Raw genomic sequence first — 19,800 nt, 5'->3', positions numbered from 1 at the left:
GCAAACACTGTCACCCAGGTGAATATCTATGCCTCAGTGTTCTTGCCAACACGGGGATTTTTCTCAAGGATTTGTCCCAACCCGGGTGCCTGTCCTGCATAACGGCCTGTGCCTTCTTCGCGAAGCCCCGCACTGCCCCTTCTACCTATGTCCAACCCCAGTTCTACTCCCGTGCACGATGACCTGACGCCGCCCGTTTTGCAGGTGCGCGATCTGTCCGTGAGCTTCAAGACCGAGCAGGGGCGGGTGCAGGTGGTCAAGAACCTGAACCTCGATGTCTACGCCGGCCAGACCCTGGCGGTGGTGGGCGAGTCGGGCTCGGGCAAGTCGGTCACGTCGCTGGCGCTGATGCGGCTGGTGGAGACCGGAGGGGGCCAGATCGACAGCGGCTCGATGCTGCTGCGCGGCCGCCATGCCGGCACGATCGACCTGGCCAAGGCCACGTCCGCCCAGATGCGCCAGGTGCGTGGGGCCGATATGGCGATGGTGTTCCAGGAGCCGATGACCTCGCTCAACCCGGTGTTCACCGTGGGCGAGCAGATTGCCGAATCGATTCGCTTGCACCAGCGCAAGTCCAACAGCGCGGCGATGGCCGAGGCGCTGCGCATGATGGAGCTGGTGCGCATTCCCGAGGCCCGCAATGTGCTCACGCGCCACCCGCACCAGCTGTCGGGCGGCATGCGCCAGCGCGTGATGATCGCGATGGCGCTGTCCTGCAAGCCCTCGCTGCTGATTGCCGATGAACCGACGACGGCGCTGGATGTGACCATCCAGGCCCAGATTCTGGCGCTGGTGCAGGAGCTGCAGCGCGAGATGTCCATGGGCGTGATCTTCATCACCCACGATATGGGCGTGGTGGCCGAGGTGGCCGACCGCGTGCTGGTGATGTACCGCGGCGACAAGGTCGAAGAGCAGGACTGCGTGCAGCTGTTTGCCAACCCGCAGCAGACCTATACCCGCAACCTGCTGGCTGCCGTGCCGCAGCTGGGCGCCATGCGTGGCAAGGATTTGCCAGAGCGCTTCAGCCTGCTGGGCCAGGGCACGCAGGCCGAGGCCGCCGCGCCCGAGACATCGACCGTGCAAGCCGGTGAGCCGGTGCTGCAGGTCAACAAGCTCGTGACGCGTTTTCCGATCAAGGAAGGCCTGTTTGGCGGCGTCAAGCGCCAGGTCTATGCGGTCGAGCAGGTGAGCCTGAGCCTGCAGCCGGGCGAGACCCTGGCGGTGGTGGGCGAATCCGGTTGCGGCAAATCCACCACGGGCCGCGCGCTGGCCCGTTTGATCGACTTCCAGTCCGGTGATGTGCAGGTGGCCGGGCGCGATATTGCCAAGCTGCAAGGCGCGCAGCTGCAGGCGCTGCGCCGCGATATCCAGTTCATTTTCCAGGACCCGTTTGCCTCGCTCGATCCGCGCCTGACCGTGGGCTACAGCATTCTGGAGCCCATGCTGATTCACAAGCTGCTGCCGCGCGAGCAGGCCGAGAAAAAGGTGGAGTGGCTGCTGGAGAAGGTGGGCCTGCCCCCGGTTGCCGCCAACCGCTACCCGCATGAATTCTCGGGCGGCCAGCGCCAGCGCATCGCCATTGCCCGCGCGCTGGCCCTGAACCCCAAGGTGGTGATTGCCGATGAGGCGGTCTCTGCGCTCGATGTGTCGATCCGCGCGCAGATCATCAACCTGATGATGGACCTGCAGCGGGAGTTTGGCATTGCCTTTTTGTTTATCTCGCACGACATGGCCGTGGTCGAGCGTGTCAGCCACCGCGTCGCTGTCATGTACCTGGGCCAGATCGTCGAGATCGGCCCGCGCCGCGCGGTGTTCGAGAACCCGCAGCACCCCTATACCAAGCGCCTGATGGCGGCCGTGCCGATTGCCGACCCCACGCAGCGCCGCCAGCACACCTTGAATGTGGCCGAGATCCCCAGCCCCGTGCGCGGGGTGGACGACCCGCCGCGCGTGCTGCCGATGCGCGAGGTGGGACCGGGCCACTGGGTGGCCCAAGAGATGCCGCAGCCTGCGGTGCCTGCCGGCCAGGTGCAGGATCTGCAGCCGGCTTGAGCCTGCGCAGGAGTGCCCAGCTGAGTAACGCCAAGAATGTAGTGGGTCTGGTCGCCGCCGTGGTGGGCCAGCCGATGCAAAACCTGAAGAGGAGAGTTGATATGCAACGACGTTTGACTTCGATCGCCGCCGCCATGCTGCTGGCGGGTACTGCGTTTTCGGCCCATGCGGCCAAGGACGTGGTGGTAGCGGTGGCTTCCACCTTCACGACCACCGACCCCTATGACGCCAACGACACCTTGTCGCAAGCCGTGGCCAAGTCCTTCTACGAAGGCCTGTACGGCTTCGACAAGGACATGAAGATGATCCCGGTGCTCGCTACCGGTTTTGAGGTGAGCAAGGACGGCCTGGTCTACACCTTCAAGCTGCGCAGCGGCGTGAAGTTCCACGACGGCACGCCCTTCAACGCAGAAGCGGTGAAGCAGACCTTCGAGCGCGTGATCAACCCGGACAACAAGCTCAAGCGCTACAACCTGTACAAGAACATCGCCAAGATCGAAGCGGTGGACGAGCTCACCGCCAAGTTCACGCTCAAGGAGCCGTTTGCGCCTTTCGTCAACTCGCTGGCCCACCCCTCGGGCGTGATCATCTCGCCCGCTGCGCTCAAGCAGTATGGCAAGGACATCGTGCAGCACCCCGTGGGCACCGGCCCCTTCAAGTTCGTCGAGTGGAAGCCCTCCGACTATATGAAGGTCGCCAAGTTTGATGGCTACTGGCAAAAGGGCCTGCCCAAGGTCGATTCGATCACCTGGCGCCCGGTGGTGGACAACAACACCCGCGCCTCGATGATGCAGACCAACGAAGCGCATTTCGCGTTCCCGGTGCCCCCCGAAGCCGTGGCCAATCTGGAAAAGAAGCCAAGCCTGGAAGTCACCAAGGCCCCGTCCATCATCCATCGCTACATCTCGATGAATGTGACGCAAAAGCCGTTTGACAACCCCAAGGTGCGTGAGGCGCTGAACTACGCGATCAACAAGGAGGCGTTGTCCAAGGTGGCGTTTGCTGGCTCGGCCATTCCTGCCGAAGGCGTGCTGCCCAAGGGCGTGGAATTTGCCACCAAGCTGGGCCCCTGGCCCTACGATCCTGCCAAGGCCAAGGCCTTGCTGAAGGAGGCGGGCTACCCCAATGGCTTTGAGAGCACCCTGTGGTCGGCCTACAACCACTCCACCGCGCAGAAGGTCATCCAGTTTGCCCAGCAGCAACTCGCCCAGGTGGGAGTGAAGGTGACGGTGCGTGCGCTCGAAGCAGGCCAGCGCGTCGCTGAAGTGGAATCGGTGCAGGATCCAGCGAAGGCTGCGGTGCGCATGTACTACGTGGGCTGGTCCTCGTCCACCGGCGAGGCAGACTGGGCCATGCGTCCGCTGCTGGCCGGTGAGAGCGCGCCTCCACGGGGCTTCAACACTGCCTACTACAACAACGCCGAAGTCAATGCCGACATCGCCAAGGCGCTGGTGACCACCGACACCGCTGCGCGCGGCAAGATCTACGCCGATGCCCAGCAAAAGATCTGGAAGGATGCGCCCTGGATCTTCCTGAACACCGAGCAACTGGTGTCCGTGCGTGCCAAGAACCTGTCTGGCTTCTACGTCATCCCTGACGGCAACTTCAACTTTGTTGACCTGGACCTGAAGTAATCCATGTATCGCTACCTGCTCAAACGCTTGCTCGGGCTGATACCGACACTGCTCATCGTGGCGGTGCTGGTGTTCGGTTTTGTGCACATGCTGCCCGGTGACCCCGCGCGCCTGGCTGCTGGCCCCGAAGCCGGCCCGGAGACGATCGAACTGGTCCGCAAGGACCTGGGGCTGGACCTGCCCCTGCACCAGCAGTTCGTGCGTTTCTTCAGCAATGCGTTGCAGGGCGATTTTGGAAAATCCATCCGGACCAAGCGCCCGGTCTCGCAAGAGATTGCCGAGCGCTTTGGCCCCACTTTCTGGCTCACCGTGATGGCCATGGCCTGGTCGGTGGTGCTGGGCATGTTTTTGGGCATTGTCTCGGCCGTCTGGCGCAACCAGTGGCCTGACCGGCTGGGCATGACCCTGGCGGTGTCGGGCATCTCGTTCCCGTCGTTTGCGCTGGGCATGCTGCTGATGCAGTATTTCTCGGTCAAGCTCGGCTGGCTGCCCACCGTGGGCGCGGACAGCTGGAAGCACTATGTGCTGCCATCGCTGACCCTGGGTGCGGCCGTGGCGGCCGTGATGGCGCGCTTTACCCGCAGCTCCTTCATCGACATCCTCAAAGAGGACTATGTGCGCACCGCACGTGCCAAGGGCTTGAAGGAGACCGTGGTCGTCATCAAGCATGGCCTGCGCAATGCGATGATTCCGGTGGTGACCATGATGGGCCTGCAGTTCGGCTTTTTGCTGGGCGGCTCCATCGTTGTCGAGGTGGTGTTCAACTGGCCGGGCATGGGCCGCTTGCTGGTCGACGCCGTCGAGATGCGCGACTACCCCATCATCCAGGCCCTGGTGCTGCTGTTCTCGCTGGAATTCATCCTGATCAATCTGGTGGTCGACCTGCTTTATGCATGGATCAACCCCACCATCCGTTACCGCTAAGCAGGTGCTTTGGCCATGACTACTCCGAACGCTCCTGAATCTGCCGACCGCGCCGTGGCGGCCGCCACCACGGTCTCTACCGCTGGCGCTGCTGCGCCGTCCCTGCCTGCCAACCTGGCCGCATCAACGCGCATGCGCACGCCGATGGCCGAGTTTTGGCGCAAGTTCAAGCGCCAGAAGCTGGCCCTGTTCGCTGGCATCTTCATCATCGCACTGGTGCTGGTGGCCGTCCTGGCGCCCTGGATCGTGCCCTACGATGCCGAGAACTTCTTTGACTACGACGCGCTGAATTCGCCCCCCACGGCCAAGCACTGGTTCGGTGTCGATTCGCTGGGCCGCGATATCTTCAGCCGCATCCTGGTGGGCGCGCGCATCTCGCTGGCGGCCGGCTTTGTGTCGGTCGCCATTGGCGCGGTCATCGGCGCCATCCTGGGCTTGCTGGCCGGCTACTACGAAGGCTGGTGGGACCGCTGCGTGATGCGCATGTCCGATGTGCTGTTTGCCTTCCCCGGCATCCTGCTGGCCATCGGTATCGTTGCCATCCTGGGCAACGGCATGATCAATGTGATCATGGCCGTCGCGGTGTTCAGCGTGCCCGCCTTTGCCCGCCTGGTGCGCGGCAATGTGCTGGCGCTCAAGCAGCAGACCTATATCGAGGCGGTGCGCTCCATCGGCGCGCCCGATCGGGTCATCATGCTGCGCCACCTGCTGCCGGGCACCGTCTCGTCGGTGGTCGTCTACCTCACCATGCGTATCGGCACCTCGATCATCACGGCAGCGAGCCTGTCCTTTCTGGGTATGGGCGCGCAGCCACCAACGCCGGAGTGGGGCGCGATGCTGAACGAGGCGCGCAGCGATATGCTCAACGCGCCGCATGTGGCGCTGTTCCCGAGCCTGGCGATCTTTGTGACGGTGCTGGCCTTCAACCTGCTGGGCGATGGCCTGCGCGATGCGCTGGACCCCAAGCTGGACAACTGAGCACCTGGGCAGATCATCTGCCAAGCAAAAGCGGCAAGCGCCTTGGGCTGCTTGCCGCTTTTTTTGTTGGCCGGCCAACTTAGGCCGGTGAGGCACCCAGTTTCTGCAGCCGCTTCAAGAACACCGTGAGCTCCTTGGCGGTCTGCGTATCACCCTGCTGCTCTGCCACCTGCAGGCCTTGCTGCCAGCTGGCCTGCGCTTGCGCGCGGGCGTCCGTTGCGCCTGATTCGAGCTGGGCCTTGCCCAGCAGCTTCCAGGCGGCCGAGTACTGCGGGTTCTGGGCGACGGCCTGCGCCAGGTGCAGCGCGGCGGCCGCATAGTCTTCGTCCTTCCAGCAGGCCTGGCCCAGGCCAAAGCGCAGCACCGCGCTGTCTTGCCCCTTGGCCAGCAGTTTTTCCAATCCTTCGCGCATGCGCTCTCCTTTGTATTGCGCCCAGCATAGTGCCAGGCCTTTGTCCGCAGAGTCTGTGCGCATAAAAAAAGACGCTCCGGGGAGCGTCTTGTGCTGGGGTGGCGCGGGCTGCCTCAGCGCTTTTTCTTCGTGGTGCTGGTGCTGCGCTTGGACGGGGCCTTCTTGGTGGCGGTCTGGCGCACGGCGGGCTTTTTGGCATTGCTGCTGCGGCTGCCACGGGCTGCATGGCCGCCGCTGGTGGCGGGTGCTGCGCCTACGCGCACGGGCATGTACAGGACGACCTGGTGGCCCACCTTGAAGGCAGTCTTGACGCCGACATCGTTCCAGTCGGCCACCTGCGCGGCGGTGACGCGGTAGCGCTGGGCCACGCGGGCGACGGTGTCGCCCTTGCGCGCCTTGACGGTGGTGCGGCGGGTGACCACTTCCGGGGTCAGCGCGATGTGGGCGTTGTCGGCCAGGTGGCTGGAGACATCCTGCTTGACGGCGGCCGAGCGCGGCACCATCAGCGAGGAGCCGCCCTTGACCATCATGCGCGGCGGAATATTGTTGACCGCGCGCAGGTCGTTCTCGCTCATGCCGACCATGCCGGCAGCCGTGGCCACGGTCATGGTGCTGGGCACGGTCCAGACCGTCCAGCTCGCGTACTGGCCTTTTTCATGGGCCTGCAGGTTGCGCCGGAACACATTGGCATTGTCCCAGGGCAGCAGCACCTGCGGCGTGCCGGCCTTGAAGATCACCGGGCGATTGAACGAGGGGTTGAGCGACTTGAGCTCATCCATCGTGACACCGGCCATCTCGGCCACCTGGGCGGTGTCGATGTCGCGGTCCAGGGTCACGGCCTGGAAGTAGGGGTGGTTCTCGATCAGCGGCAGCTCGGCCTGGAAGCGCTCGGGGTGGGCAATGATGTTCTTGACCGCCTGCAGCTTGGGCACGTAGTTGCGCGTCTCGTCGGGCATGCTCAGGTCGGTGTAGGCGCCGCCCAGGCCTTGCTTTTGGTTGCGCGCAATGGCGCGGCCCACGCTGCCTTCGCCCCAGTTGTAGGCGGCCAGTGCCAGGTGCCAGTCGCCAAACATGTTGTAGAGCTTTTGCAGGTAGTCCAGAGCTGCGCGAGTCGAGGCCAGCACGTCGCGCCGGTCGTCGCGGAACATGTTCTGCTTGAGGTCGAAATAGGTGCCGGTGGCGGGCATGAACTGCCACATGCCGGCCGCCTTGGCGCTGGAGACTGCCTGCGGGTTGTAGGCGCTCTCGATGTAGGGCAGCAGGGCCAGCTCGGTGGGCATGCCCCGGCGCTCGAGCTCCTCGACGATGTGGAACATGTACTTGGAGGAGCGCTCGGTCATGCGCTGGATGTAGTCGGGGCGGCTGGAATACCACTGCTCCTGGTTGCTGACCAGGTCGTTTTCCAGATCGGGCATTGCAAAGCCCCGGCGGATGCGGTCCCAGAGGTCATCGGGCACGGCCAGGCTGGTGACGGCGCCATTGCCCTGCAGGCTGGCCGCATTGATGGGGCTCAAGGGGCCGCTGGGGTAGTTGGGGGTGTGCGGTACCGAGCTGATCTTCGGTGCATCGTTCGCATTGGCGGTGGGCGGGCCGCCGGTCTCGGTCGTGGCGCAGCCAGTCAGGGCGAGCAGGGCGCTGAGGCTCCACAGGTACAGATACTTCATCAGAATTGGTTCTTCCAGCGACGCAGCGCGGCAAAAACGGCGACCGGGTCGCTGCCAGGGGTGGAGGGATCAAACTGCTGCGCAGCGCGGGCCACGGTGGCCAGGCTGCAGCGCAGGAAAGGGTTGATGCGCAGCTCGTTGCCAAGTTGCGCAGGCAAGGTGGGCGCGCCCCGCTCACGCAGCTGCTCGCAGTGCGCCAGGTAATGGGCGATGTCGGGGTTGTCGGGCTCTACCGCCTGGGCAAAACGCAGGTTGGACAGCGTGTACTCATGGGCGGCGCAGACCCGCGTGTTGGCGGGCAGCGCAGCGAGCGCCGACAGCGATGTATGCATCTGCGCGGGCGTGCCTTCAAAAAGGCGGCCGCAGCCGCCTGAGAACAAGGTATCGCCACAGAACAGCACCGGCTGCCCGGCCACATCGGCGCAGTAATAAGCGATATGCCCGGCGGTATGGCCGGGCACATCGATCACCTGCCACGGCAGGCCCAGCAGCTCCAGCCTGTCGCCGCCCTGCATGGGCTGGCAAGGCTGGGGAATGTCCTCGGTGGCCGGGCCGTAGACCCGGGCGCCGGTGGCCTCGCGCAGCTCGGCCACGCCGCCGGTATGGTCGCCATGGTGGTGGGTCACTACAATGGCTTGCAGCTGCAGACCCAGGCGGCGCAGCGCATCCAGCGCGGGCGCGGCCTGGCCTGGGTCGACGACCAGCGCGCGCTGTCCGTCGTGCAGCAGCCAGATGTAGTTGTCGTTGAAAGCGGGCAGAGGTAACAGATGCATGAATGACCAAATTATAGGCACGCAAAATTGGTGGCAGACGCCGCTGGGCAGCTACATGCTGTCCTGGGAGCAAACATGTTACGACGATGCCGTGGCCGATATTTTTGGCTTCCATAGCCTGCAGATCGGGCTTTTCCCGCTGCAGGGGCTGCGCAACAATCGCACGCCCCACCGCTGGCTGGCGCTCGACTCGACCGAGCAGGCCGCGCAGTGGCAACAAAGCCGCCTGGCAGATGTACAGAGCTTTGCACCGCCTTTACAAAGCGAGCCGGGCCTGGCCACGGCCGCCGCAGAGGCCACCACCGCCAGCCTGCTGTGTGATGCCCATGCACTGCCGTTTGGCCCCGATACCCTGGACCTGGTGCTGCTGCCCCATACCTTGGAGCTGAGCGCCGACCCGCATGCGGTGCTGCGCGAAGTGGCCCGTGTGCTGGTGCCCGAGGGCCGGGTGCTGATCAGCGGCATCAATCCGGCCAGCCTCTGGGGCATGCACACCTGGAGCCGCCGCATTCCGGGCCTGCAAAAGCTCCCGCCGATGCCCGATGACCACAATCTGATTGGCTATGGGCGTTTGCGCGACTGGCTCAAGCTGCTGGGGCTGGAGCTGCAAAGCGCCAGCTTTGGCTGTTTTCGCCCAGCGATGCGCAGTGACGCCTGGCTGAGCCGCTGGGAATGGATGGACCGGGTCGGGCCCACGGCCTGGCCGGTGCTGGGCGGGGTGTATTTTGCCGAGGCGGTGAAAAAAGTGCCCAGCATGCACAAACTGGCTGCGCCGTGGAAGGCGCCGGCGCCCAGCGGCGCTGCGCGCCCTGCGGTGGCCGCCCGTGAGCGGCTGAGCCAGACGCAGCGCGGCGTGGAATAGCGTTGCGGTGCCAGGCGGCAGTGCGCTGTGCACCGGGGCCGAACATGGCGAGCAAATGCGCTTATAGTGGCCCCCTGTAATTGCGGCAAGTGCCAAGGAGTGGGTGTGAACCAAGTGGTGATTTATACGGACGGTGCCTGCAAGGGCAACCCTGGCCCTGGCGGCTGGGGCGCTTTGCTGAGCGCTGGCACTGCGCAAAAGGAGCTGTTTGGTGGCGAGCTGGGCACGACCAACAACCGCATGGAGCTGATGGCGGTGATCCAGGCGCTCGAAGCCTTGAAGCGCCCCTGTGATGTGCAGCTGTATCTGGACAGCCAGTACGTGCGCAAAGGCATCACCGAATGGATCACGGGCTGGAAGGCCAAGGGCTGGCGCACTGCCAGCAAGGAGCCTGTGAAGAATGTCGATCTCTGGCAGCGCCTCGATGCGCTGGTGCATGGCGGCGAGCACCGCATCACCTGGCACTGGGTCAAGGGCCATGCCGGTGACCCCGGCAATGAACGGGCTGACGCGCTGGCCAACCGGGGTGTGGCGATGGCGCTGGGCCGGGGCTAACGAGCCGGGGCTGACTTTTAGCAATACAAGCAGGGAGAGCGAGCGATGGGACGCATCATGCGCATTCTGGCCGTTGTCGGTGTGTTGGCCGCTTTGTATGTGGCCTACCGCTACGGCGTGTTTTAAACAGGTGGTTCGACCTGGGACCCACCACTAAGCGCAAGAGGTGGGCCAGGGTATCGAGTCGCTATCGCGTGCTTACTCGGACGCCGCAATGCGGCGCAGCGCATTGCTGTCGCGCACCGTCAGGCCCGAGGGCTCGATGCGGATGGAGGACTCGCGCTCCATCGATTTGAGCTCCTGGTTCACCCGCTGGCGCGAGGCGCCCAGCAGCTGGGCCAGCTCTTCCTGGGCCAGTTGCAGGCCGATGCGGGTTTCGCTGCTTTCCTTGCCGGGCACGCCGTAGCTGCGCGAGAGGTGCAGCAGCTGCTTGGCCAGGCGCGCGCGCAGTGGCAGGGTGTTGAGGTCTTCGACCATGCCGTAGAGGCTGCGGATGCGGCGCGCATGCATGCGTGCCAGCGCCTGGTAGAACTCCACATGGGTCTGCAAGATGCGCTGGAAGTCGGCCTTGCTCACGCAGACCAGCGTGGTCTCGCCATGGGCATAGACGTCATGGGTGCGGCTGTCGTCGTCGAACAGGCCCACATCGCCAAACCAGGTGCCTGGCTCGACATAGGTCAAGGTAATCTGCTTGCCGGTGAGCGATGCCGAACTGACGCGGGCGGAACCCCGGGCCACGGACACCCACTCTTCGGGCTCATCGCCGCGGGAGAAGATCAACCCGCCATCCTTGAAGCGCTTGACATAGGCACAGCGCAGAATGTCATGGCGCAAAGTCGGCGAGAGGGTGCTGAACCAGCGCCCTGTGTTGATGGCTTCGCGCTCTTCGGGGGTCAGGATTGGATCGTCCATGGCATGTCGTCTCGGTGACTGGAATTATGAATTTTGTCGCTTGTGCGACGGTCATCACCGAATGTATAGCATTGCCGCCAAATTGTTAATTGTCACCCGAGCCCCTCAGGCGTGCGGCAATCCAAGTTGTCCGTTTTTGCAACCTGCGCAGCAGCAAGGAATAGGCGCTATATGCTCATTGGGTTTGCATATATCGCTATCAATTTGATATTTGGGTTTCCCCGGTGTGCGCGAATGACGAAGGGGTACTTCTTCAATGGTGAAGCTGGTCTTAAATGCTGGGGTATTGGGGCCAACGCTCCCAGCGCTTTCCCTCTTGTATGAGCCCGCTTTTTCAGGCCGCCAGGCGCTTGCGCAGGCGCTGCTGCCACACTTCGACCAGCACCACACCCAGGCCTGCGCAGCAGATCAAGGCCATGCCGGCGGCCGTGGCCGCATCGGGCAGCTGGCCAAAAATCAGCCAGCCCAAGGTGGTGGCCGAGACGATCTGCAGGTAGTTGAATGGCGCCAGCAAGGTGGCGCTGGTCTTGCTGTAGGCAGTGATCTGCAGCCAGTGGCCGACAAAGCCGGACAGGCCGGTGGAGGCCAGCAGCAGCCATTGCCAGATGCTCAGATCGAGCTGCTTCCAGAAAAAGGGCAGCAAGGCACTCAGCACCAGTGCGCCAAACAGGCCCCCGTAGAGGTTGCTGGTGAGCGGGTCGTCCGCTGCCACGCGGCGCGTGCTGATCTGGAACAGTGCGAAGGTGCTGGCCGTCACCACGCCCCAGATGGCCCCCTCGGTGGACAGCTGCCCGCCCGGGCGGATGACCACCAGCATGCCGACAAAGCCCAGCAGCACGCCTGCCCAGCGGTGCCAGCGCGGCCGCTCGCCCAGCAGCCAGGGCGCCAGCACCATCACCAGCAGCGGCGCCATGAAGTTCATTGCCGTGCCCTCGGCCAGCGGCACCATGCTCAGCACATGGAAGAACAGCAAGGTGGTGGCAATCATCAGTACCGAGCGCTGGATCTGGCGCGACAGCGACTGCGTGCGAAACAGGCCCATGCCGCGCTTGGGCAGCACAAACACGCCCATCAGCACCACATGGCCGACATAGCGGAACCAGGCCACCATCAACACCGGCACCCCCGCCAGGACCAGCAGCTTGCCGCTCGCATCGAGGCTAGAGAGAATCCACAGCCCGCAGACATGCAGGACGATACCGAGTTGGCTCATGAAAAGGCAGTTTTAGCGCAGCAGAGGCGGCCGATTGTAACCACGGGTTGAGCATTTTTCAGTCATCGTTTGAATAGGCTGATTCAGCGGCTTGCCTTGTCATGCAGACGCAAAAAAGCCGATCGGAAGACTCTTCTTCAGATCGGCGATAAAGCCCGGCACTGGGTGGTGGGTGCCGGGCCGCAGTGGGAGGATGGGGCGTAGCGCGCCCAGCCTCCTGCTGTTCAAATGCCAGGCAATCAGGCCGCGACGGTCTGCTGCATGGGCGTGGCCACCGCCTGGGCAATCTCGGCCTCGGCCTTGCTGATGGCGGCGGCGCGGGCTTCGGGGCCCATGGCCAGGCCTTCGGCGCGGGCAAAGTGCACATCGGTGATGCCGATAAAGCCGAAGATGGTCTGCAGGTAGGTTTCCTGGTGTTCCATCGCACGGCCGCCTTCGCTGGTCGAGTAGATACCGCCACGCGATTCCACCACGATCACCTTCTTGCCACCGGCCAGGCCTTCAGGGCCATTGGCGGTGTAGCGGAAGGTGCGGCCGCCTTGCAGCACACGGTCGATCCAGCTGCGCAGCTGGGTGGGAATGCTGAAGTTGTAGAAAGGCGCGCCGATGACGATCACATCGGCTTCGAGCAGCTGGCTCACCAGGGTTTCGGAGATGGCATTTTGCTCGCGCTCGGCTTCGGTTTTGGCATCCTGGCCGGTGCGAAAGCCCATGGCCTCGGCGCTCAGGTGGGGCGGGGTGTTGACGGCCAGGTCCAGGTACTCGACCTGGGTGTTGGGGTGTACCGCGACCCAGGCCTTGACGGCTTCGGCGCTCAGTTGGCGGGAGACGGAGTTGGCGCCCAGGATGGACGAATCGATATGCAGCAGTTTCATGGTCAGTCCTTCAATCAGGTGACGGCTTTTGCTGCACTCGCAGCATTTTTGCCAATGGCTGAATTCTGTCACTGCTGGCGGGCCGGATTGAGGGCTGGAATTGGGTTGGATTGTTCTATTTTTAGAACTATGATGGGCAGACTTTTTTGCCGCCTGTGCCCGCGCAGACCGCGCTAACGCTGCCTCTCACGATGAAATACGACCTCAACGACATGTACTACTTTGCCGAAGTGGTCGAGCGCGGCGGCTTTGCTGCGGCAGGCCGCGCGCTGGGCGTGCCCAAGTCGCGCCTCTCGCGCCGCATTGCCGATCTGGAGGCGCAGCTGGGCGTGCGGCTGCTGCAGCGCACGACGCGAAGGCTGTCGTTGACCGATGCCGGCGAGACCTTTTTGCGCCATGCGCAAACGGCGCGCGAGGCGGCACAGAATGCGCAGGCCGAGATGGAACAGACCCAGCGCGAGCCGTCGGGCACGGTGCGCGTGTCCTGCCCTGTCACCCTGGCCCAGGGCGCGGTGGGCAAGCTGCTGCCGGCCTTTTTGCGCACCTATGCCAAGGTGCGCATCGAGATGCTGGTGACCAACCGCACCATCAACCTGATCGAAGAGGGCATTGATGTGGCGCTGCGGGTGCGTGCCAATCTCAATGACAGCGGCAGCCTGGTGGTCAAGCGCCTGGGCATGACGCGCCAGCGCCTGGTGGCCAGCCCCGAGCTGCTGGCCGTGCATGGGGTGCCCCAGACCCCGCAGGACCTGGGCAGCAAGATCCCGACGATGTCGCTGACCAGCGCCGATGGCAACAGCACCTTGCAGCTGGTGGGCCCCGAAGGCGAGCATGTGACCATCCACCACCAGGCCCGCTATGTGGCCGATGACCTGGTGACCTTGAAATATGCGGTGCTCGACGGCATTGGCGCCTGCTGGATGCCCGCGGCCATGGTGCGCGATGAGGTCGCCAATGGCGACCTGGTCGAGCTGCTGGCCGGCTGGAGCATCCCCGAAGGCATCTTGCATGCGGCCTTTGTCTCGCGCCGCAATATGGCGCCTGCGCAGCGCGCGTTTCTGGACTTCATGGGCGAGAACCTGCCGCTGCAGCGCATTGGCCAAACCGATGGCACCTGAATGCCTGGCGCTGCTTCATATTAGTTTTAGAAATAACAATACTAAAAAATAGTCGTTGTTGATCTAAGGGCCTGCTTTGACAATGCATGCATGTCCGGTGCCTGTCTTGTCACGATCAACCCCTCCACCCCGCCACGCCATGCGGCCATTGCGGCCGCACAGCGCAATGGCCAGCGGCCTGTGCAGCCGGGGTGGCGTGGTGAAGCCGAGACGGGTGCGCCGGTCTCGGTGGTGATCGTGCCGGGCTGGCGCAACTCCGGCCCCGGCCATTGGCAAAGCCTGTGGGCCGAGCGCATTGCCGGTGCCTTGCGTGTGGAGCAGGAGGATTGGTTGCAACCCCACCGCAGCCCCTGGGTGGCCAGTGTGCAAGAGGCCATTGAGGCCGCGCCGCACCCGGTCATCCTGGTGGCCCATTCGCTGGGCTGCATCACCAGCGTGCATGCGGTCGAACAACTGCGCAACCAGCAAAGCGGCCGCATTGCCGGGGCCTTGCTGGTGGCACCGGCCGATCCGGAACGCCGCGCGCTGTTTGAAGACTTCACACCCGTGCCCGCGAACCCGCTGCCCTTTGCCAGCATTGTGGCTGCCAGCAGCAACGACCCCTATTGTCCGATCCGCATGGCCAGCGCCTATGCCAAAAGCTGGGGCAGCACCTTTGTGCGCGTGCCCGCGGCCGGCCATATCAATGTGGAATCGGGCCATGGCGAATGGCCGCTGGGCTGGGCCTTGCTGGGTGCCTTGGCATCGTTGGCGCCGGTGCAAGCGCAAGCAGCCTGATTCGCGCCCCCCAGTCCCTTTTTTCCGCCTCCATGCCTGGCATTTCTGCATAGGTGCATGCAGTCAGCTTTTGCGCTGCCTGCACTTTGGCTGCGGGCAAAAAAATGCCAGCAACGAATGCTGGCCAAGGAGGGGTTCGGTTGAATCAATAGGCTTATATTGCCTTAAATTGAGCGCCTCAATGTCGGTAATTTGTATGTGTTAGTGACGTTCATCAAGGCCACTGTTACACCCCGGCGGTCGATCAGGCTCAGAGGCGCTTCTTGGCCGCGTCGGCGGCGTCCTTCAAGCTCTCTTTCACATCACCGGCCTTTTTCTGGATTTCGCCTTCGGCCTCCAGCGCCTTGCCCTTGGCGATCTGGCTGGGGCTGTTGATGGCCTTGCCGACACCGGCCTGTGCTTCGCCTGCCAGGTCCTTGATCTTGCCTACGACTTGGTCCTTGTTCATGGTGTCACTCCTTGCTTGGTTGAGGTGTAGCCATTGTGCGCAGCGGGCCTGCCAGGGGCTGTCAGTGCGCAGTCGTGCTTGTTGTGCGGTATCGCCGACAGCATTCAGCGCGCGGCCAACAGCGACAAGATTAATTACAACTTGGGTGCAGCCCGAACCAACCCGGGCCGGGCTCATGGCCGCTGTTTGAGCGGGCTGTGGTCCTGCAGCGCGCGCTGGTACTCGGCCATGCCTTGTGATTCGCGCGTCAGATAGCGCTCTACCGCCTGGGCAAAACCGGCATGGGCCAGCCAGTGGGCGCTGGGGGTGCGCACCGGCAGGAGGGCGCGCGCCATCTTGTGCTCGCCCTGCGCGCCGCCTTCAAAGCACTGCAATCCATGGCGTATGCACCATGCAATGGGCTGGTAGTAGCAGGCCTCAAAGTGCAGGCAGTCCACCCGCTCCATCGCACCCCAGTAGCGGCCATAGGCATGGCGCGGCCCGCTGCCTGGCGCATCGATGGCGATCAGGCTGGCGGCGATGGGGCGGCCCTCGCGCTCGGCGATAAAGAGCAGCCAGTGCTCCGCCATCTGCGTGCGCATCGCGGCAAAGAAGGCCGGGGTCAGGTAGGGCGCGTTGCCATGCTCCAGATAGGTGCGCTCATAGCACTGGTAGAAGAAGTCCCAATCGGCAGCGCTGATCTGCGCTCCACTGGCATGGCGGAAGGTGACGCCAGCGGCCTGCACCTTGCGCCGCTCCTGGCGAATCTTTTTGCGCTTGTCCTGCTGCAGCTCGGCCAGAAAATCATCAAAGTCGGCGTAGGGCCCGGCATCGCCGGCCTGCGCAGCATCGCGGTTGCGCCAGTGGAACTGCACGTTTTCGCGCTGCATCAGCGCAATGTCATCCGCCGCCTGCAGATCAGGCGCAGCACCAAACAGCAGGTGCAGCGACGAGACCTCCTGCTGCTCGCAAAACTGGGTAGCGGCATGCAGCAAGGGCGCGCGAAAGCGGTCATCGGCCACCAGCAGGCGGCTGCCAGGCACGGGGGTAAAGGGCACGGCGATGACTGCCTTGGGGAAGTAATCCAGGCCATGCTCGGCATAGGCCCGCGCCCAGGCAAAGTCAAACACATACTCGCCATAGGAATGGCTTTTGAGGTACATCGGGCAGGCGCCCACCAGCGCATCGTCCTGCCACAGGCTCAGGTGGCAAGGCTGCCAGCCGCTCTCCACAGTGGCGCTGCCGCTGTCCTCCAGCGCCTGCAGGTAGGCGTGGCGCATGAAGGGGGTGGGGCGCTCTTGCAAGGCCAGCAGCCCATCCCAGGCGGTGGCATCGAACTCCGCCATGCTGGGCAGAATGCGCAGCTCCAGGCTGGGGCCGGGGTGGGGTGCGGGCATGGGGTCAGCGGGCAGCGAGGTCATGGCCCGATTGTGGTCTGCCTGCAGCGCCGCTGCAGGGGGCAGGTTATGCGGCTTGGCGCTGGTGGCTGTGCACCAGGTCCATCAGCGCGGCGATCTCCTCATCGCTGCTGGACCAGGAAGCGACAAAGCGCACCACCACCTCGCCCGCCTGCAACTGGGTGCCTGCCGGCACGCTGGTCGCATACCAGTCGGAGCAGCGCACGCCCTGGGCGCGCAGATGTTCATAGAGCGCAATGGGCATCCGCACAAACACTTCATTGGCCTGGGTGGGCCAGCTCAGGCGCACGCCGGGCGTGGCGACGAGTGCGGCCGACAGCTTGGCTGCCATTGCATTGGCATGGCGGGCCAGCTCCATCCAGTGGCCGCCCTCCAGCCAGGCGCAGAACTGCGCGCCGATGGTTCGGCTCTTGGACACCAACTGGCCGCTGCGCTTGATGCGCAGCGAGAAGTTCTGGGCCAGCGCCGGGTCGAAGAACACCACCGCCTCGGCCATCAGCGCGCCGTTCTTGGACGCGCCCAGGCTCAGCACATCGACACCTGCGCGCCAGGTGATATCGCCCGGGTGGCACTGCAGCGCGGCAATCGCATTGGCCAGGCGCGCGCCATCCATATGCAGGCGCAGGCCCAGCGCATGCGCCTGGGCGGCCAGTGCGGCAATCTCTTGGGGCTGGTAGACCAGGCCGTTCTCGGTCACCTGGGAGATGCTCAAACCGCTGATCACCATGTTGTGGGGCGCGTCATGGGGGGTGCGTTCCACAAACGCGGCCAGGTCTTCGGCGCTGATCTTGCCGTTGTCCGTGGCCATCGGCAGCAGGCTGGCGCCGCCGGTAAACAGGGCCGGGGCGCTGTTCTCATCGACCGCGATATGGGCCATGTTGTGGCAGACCACGGCGTTCCAGGGCTGGGCGATGGTGGACAGCGCCAGGCAGTTGGCCGCTGTGCCGGTGGTGACGAAGAACACTTTCACAGGGGTGCCAAAGGCCTCGCCTAGCATCTGCTCGGCGCGCTGGCTCCATTCGTCGTTGCCGTAGGCAGACTGGATGCCGCTGGCGGCCTCCACCAGGGTTTGCAGGATGCGGGGGGAGACGCCGGCTTGGTTGTCGCTGCCAAAGTTCATGGGACGCTGCAGGTAGTGGTGCAAAAGCCTGATTCTGCCCGCAAACCGCGCGCCAGCTGTCCCGGATTGGCGGGATTTGCGCGCCGCTTTCCAGCCCTGGGGCTTTGTAGGCTAGACTCTTTGGCTGCGCCAGGTGCGGGCCCTGCCCAGCCCCCTTGTGGCCCTGGTGCACTGCCCCTTTGCCATCGAGTCATCCATGTCCCATTTTTCCATTGCAAGCGCCCAGCTGAACTTTGTTGTGGGCGATATGCCGGGCAACGCCCGCAAGATCATTGATGCGGCGGCCCAGGCTGCGGCCCAGGGGGTGCAGCTCTTGCTGACCCCCGAGCTGGGCATTTGCGGCTATGCCGCCGAGGACCTGTTCCAGCGCCCCTCGTTCCTGGCGGCCTGCGATGCCGCCGTGGCGCAGGTGCTGGAGGCCAGCCGCCAGTGGCCGGATCTGACGGTGGTGTTGGGCCACCCGCAGGCGGCGCAGCATGCCGCCCATGGCCGCTGCTACAACGCCGCCAGCGTGCTGCGCGCCGGCCAGGTGCTGGATTGCTACCGCAAGCAGCTGCTGCCCAACTACCGTGAATTTGACGAGACCCGCTACTTTGTCGAAGGCACGCAGACCTGTGTGTTCGAGGTGGCGGGCAGCCGCATTGGCCTGCTGATCTGTGAAGACGCCTGGGCCAGCCAGCCCGCGCGGGCGGCCAAGGCGGCCGGCGCGCAGCTGCTGGCGGTCATCAATGCCTCGCCGTTCCAGATGGACAAGCCCGGCCACCGCGAGGCCCTGCTGGCCGAGCGCACGCGCGAGACCGGCTTGCCGCTGGTCTATGCCCACCTGGTGGGTGGGCAGGATGAGCTGGTGTTCGATGGCCACTCGTTTGCGTTGAATGCCGATGGCCAGGTGGCCGCCCGCGCGCCGGGTTTTGAGGAACATCTGCTGTCGGTGCAGGTCGAGGCCACGGCCACGGGCCTGCAGCTGTCCGGCCTCATCGCCCAGCCTGGCGACACCAACCAGCAGCTGTGGCAGGCCTTGGTGGTGGCGGTGCGCGACTACCTGGGCAAGACCGGTTTCCCCGGTGCGGTGCTGGGTTTGTCGGGCGGTATCGATTCGGCCCTGGTGCTGGCCATTGCGGTCGATGCGCTGGGGGCCGACAAGGTCCGCACGGTGATGATGCCCTCGCCCTATACGGCCGACATCAGCTGGATCGATGCGCGCGAGATGGCCGAGCGCCTGTCGGTGGCCTATGAAGAGATCTCGATTGCGCCCCAGTTCGAAGCCTTCAAGGCCGCACTGGCGCAGGATTTTGCCGGCCGTGCCGAAGACACGACCGAGGAAAACCTGCAGGCCCGCATTCGCGGCACCTTGCTGATGGCGCTGTCCAACAAGTTTGGCTCCATTGTGCTGACCACCGGCAACAAGAGCGAGATGGCCACTGGCTACTGCACCTTGTACGGCGACATGGCGGGCGGCTTTGCGGTGCTGCGCGATGTGCCCAAGACCCGTGTGTTTGAGCTGGCGCGCTGGCGCAATGCCCATGACCCCTATGGCACTGGCCGCAACCCGATCCCCGAGCGCATCATCACCCGCCCGCCCAGCGCCGAGCTGCGCCCCGACCAGAAGGACCAGGACAGCCTGCCGCCCTATGAAGTGCTGGATGCGATCATTGCGCGCTATATGGAGCAGGACGCCGACATCGACAGCATTGTGGCCGCCGGCTACCCCCGCGCCGATGTGGAGCGGGTGGTGCGCCTGATCCGCATCAACGAATACAAGCGCCGCCAGGCCGCCGTGGGCCCGCGCCTGTCGGCCCGGGGTTTTGGCCGCGACTGGCGCTACCCCATCACCAACGGTTTCCGGGGCTGAGCGGTCAGGCCACTCCCGTGCCTGTGACCCACCCCTTGCCCATGTCCTTGATGCGCTGCGCCTGCCCACCCCTCGCGCCTGACGCGGGGCGGCTGGGGGCTGCGCGTTTCCTGAGCTTTGTGCGTGCACGCATCGCGCGCCAGGTGGCTACGCGCCAGTCAGGCTTTTCGCGGCTCAATCCGCCATAGCGCGGCGCGCGTCCCTCAATTCCTTTGATCGCGGCATCGCGCGGCC

The 19,800-nt window shown here is 64.5% G+C and carries 18 protein-coding genes; 9 read left to right on the top strand and 9 right to left on the bottom strand.

The genetic code is table 11. The features are described 5' to 3' along the window. The first annotated feature begins 147 nt into the window (after positions 1-147). The 4 genes from WH265_RS04185 to gsiD all read left to right on the top strand — a co-directional run bounded on the left by WH265_RS04185 (position 148) and on the right by gsiD (position 5,588). On the top strand, positions 148-2,052 hold the full coding sequence (locus tag WH265_RS04185) for a dipeptide ABC transporter ATP-binding protein (protein ID WP_052329684.1): 1,905 nt from the start codon (positions 148-150) through the stop codon (positions 2,050-2,052). Between the two features lie 101 nt (positions 2,053-2,153). Beyond that, a complete protein-coding gene (gsiB, locus tag WH265_RS04180; RefSeq protein ID WP_312988703.1) occupies positions 2,154-3,686 on the top strand; it encodes a glutathione ABC transporter substrate-binding protein GsiB in 1,533 nt (510 codons plus the stop codon). A gap of 3 nt (positions 3,687-3,689) precedes the next feature. Further along, positions 3,690-4,610, top strand: coding sequence for a glutathione ABC transporter permease GsiC (gsiC, locus tag WH265_RS04175; RefSeq protein ID WP_116925015.1), 921 nt, complete (start codon positions 3,690-3,692; stop codon positions 4,608-4,610). Positions 4,611-4,625: 15 nt separating this feature from the next. Further along, a complete protein-coding gene (gene gsiD, locus WH265_RS04170; RefSeq protein ID WP_339536200.1) occupies positions 4,626-5,588 on the top strand; it encodes a glutathione ABC transporter permease GsiD in 963 nt (320 codons plus the stop codon). Between the two features lie 79 nt (positions 5,589-5,667). On the opposite strand, the gene WH265_RS04165 is transcribed toward gsiD, so the two are convergent. The 3 genes from WH265_RS04165 to gloB all read right to left on the bottom strand — a co-directional run bounded on the left by WH265_RS04165 (position 5,668) and on the right by gloB (position 8,437). Further along, positions 5,668-6,000 carry a tetratricopeptide repeat protein gene (locus tag WH265_RS04165; RefSeq protein WP_339557430.1) on the bottom strand — a complete coding sequence of 111 codons (333 nt, stop codon included), beginning with the start codon at positions 5,998-6,000 and terminating at the stop codon, positions 5,668-5,670. A gap of 113 nt (positions 6,001-6,113) precedes the next feature. Further along, on the bottom strand, positions 6,114-7,664 hold the full coding sequence (locus tag WH265_RS04160) for a transglycosylase SLT domain-containing protein (protein WP_339517577.1): 1,551 nt from the start codon (positions 7,662-7,664) through the stop codon (positions 6,114-6,116). Then, on the bottom strand, positions 7,664-8,437 hold the full coding sequence (gene gloB / locus WH265_RS04155) for a hydroxyacylglutathione hydrolase (RefSeq protein WP_339557429.1): 774 nt from the start codon (positions 8,435-8,437) through the stop codon (positions 7,664-7,666). The genes WH265_RS04160 and gloB overlap by 1 nt, the downstream gene beginning before the upstream one ends. Between gloB and WH265_RS04150 the strand changes: the two genes are divergently transcribed. Together WH265_RS04150 and rnhA are read left to right on the top strand one after the other, a co-directional pair. Continuing rightward, on the top strand, positions 8,436-9,299 hold the full coding sequence (locus WH265_RS04150) for a class I SAM-dependent methyltransferase (protein ID WP_339557428.1): 864 nt from the start codon (positions 8,436-8,438) through the stop codon (positions 9,297-9,299). The two genes, gloB and WH265_RS04150, sit on opposite strands and share 2 nt — an antisense overlap. A 105-nt stretch (positions 9,300-9,404) precedes the next feature. Beyond that, the gene (gene rnhA, locus WH265_RS04145; RefSeq protein WP_027010474.1) at positions 9,405-9,854 is read left to right on the top strand and encodes a ribonuclease HI; all 450 of its coding nucleotides are present in this window, start codon (positions 9,405-9,407) and stop codon (positions 9,852-9,854) included. Positions 9,855-10,052: 198 nt separating this feature from the next. Here the strand turns inward: rnhA and WH265_RS04140 are convergent, their stop codons facing one another. The 3 genes from WH265_RS04140 to WH265_RS04130 form a co-directional block, all read right to left on the bottom strand. Further along, positions 10,053-10,766 (bottom strand): Crp/Fnr family transcriptional regulator, encoded by a 714-nt coding sequence (locus WH265_RS04140; RefSeq protein ID WP_021025131.1) that lies wholly within the window; start codon positions 10,764-10,766, stop codon positions 10,053-10,055. A 334-nt stretch (positions 10,767-11,100) separates the two neighbouring features. Next, positions 11,101-11,979 carry a DMT family transporter gene (locus tag WH265_RS04135; protein ID WP_339557427.1) on the bottom strand — a complete coding sequence of 293 codons (879 nt, stop codon included), beginning with the start codon at positions 11,977-11,979 and terminating at the stop codon, positions 11,101-11,103. Positions 11,980-12,218: 239 nt separating this feature from the next. After that, on the bottom strand, positions 12,219-12,854 hold the full coding sequence (locus tag WH265_RS04130; RefSeq protein ID WP_339557426.1) for an FMN-dependent NADH-azoreductase: 636 nt from the start codon (positions 12,852-12,854) through the stop codon (positions 12,219-12,221). Positions 12,855-13,045: 191 nt separating this feature from the next. Between WH265_RS04130 and WH265_RS04125 the strand changes: the two genes are divergently transcribed. Both WH265_RS04125 and WH265_RS04120 read left to right on the top strand, forming a co-directional pair. Further along, entirely contained in the window at positions 13,046-13,972 is a 927-nt protein-coding gene (locus tag WH265_RS04125) for a LysR family transcriptional regulator (RefSeq protein WP_021025134.1), read from the top strand. A 90-nt stretch (positions 13,973-14,062) separates the two neighbouring features. Then, entirely contained in the window at positions 14,063-14,749 is a 687-nt protein-coding gene (locus WH265_RS04120) for an RBBP9/YdeN family alpha/beta hydrolase (protein WP_339557425.1), read from the top strand. Positions 14,750-14,999: 250 nt separating this feature from the next. On the opposite strand, the gene WH265_RS04115 is transcribed toward WH265_RS04120, so the two are convergent. From WH265_RS04115 to WH265_RS04105, 3 genes are all read right to left on the bottom strand, one after another. Then, positions 15,000-15,197 (bottom strand): CsbD family protein, encoded by a 198-nt coding sequence (locus tag WH265_RS04115; RefSeq protein WP_021025136.1) that lies wholly within the window; start codon positions 15,195-15,197, stop codon positions 15,000-15,002. A gap of 173 nt (positions 15,198-15,370) precedes the next feature. Further along, the gene (locus WH265_RS04110) at positions 15,371-16,597 is read right to left on the bottom strand and encodes a GNAT family N-acetyltransferase (protein WP_339557424.1); all 1,227 of its coding nucleotides are present in this window, start codon (positions 16,595-16,597) and stop codon (positions 15,371-15,373) included. Between the two features lie 43 nt (positions 16,598-16,640). Next, positions 16,641-17,714 (bottom strand): threonine aldolase family protein, encoded by a 1,074-nt coding sequence (locus WH265_RS04105; RefSeq protein WP_021025138.1) that lies wholly within the window; start codon positions 17,712-17,714, stop codon positions 16,641-16,643. Positions 17,715-17,910: 196 nt separating this feature from the next. On the opposite strand from WH265_RS04105, the gene WH265_RS04100 reads away from it, so the two are divergent. Then, positions 17,911-19,566, top strand: coding sequence for an NAD+ synthase (locus WH265_RS04100; RefSeq protein WP_339557423.1), 1,656 nt, complete (start codon positions 17,911-17,913; stop codon positions 19,564-19,566). The last annotated feature ends 234 nt before the right edge of the window (positions 19,567-19,800 follow it).

This window comes from Comamonas sp. MYb396, from assembly GCF_037479555.1.
Classification (GTDB): domain Bacteria; phylum Pseudomonadota; class Gammaproteobacteria; order Burkholderiales; family Burkholderiaceae_C; genus Comamonas.
Note: the sequence above shows the minus strand (reverse complement) of the source record. Positions and strands in the feature narration are given on the sequence as shown.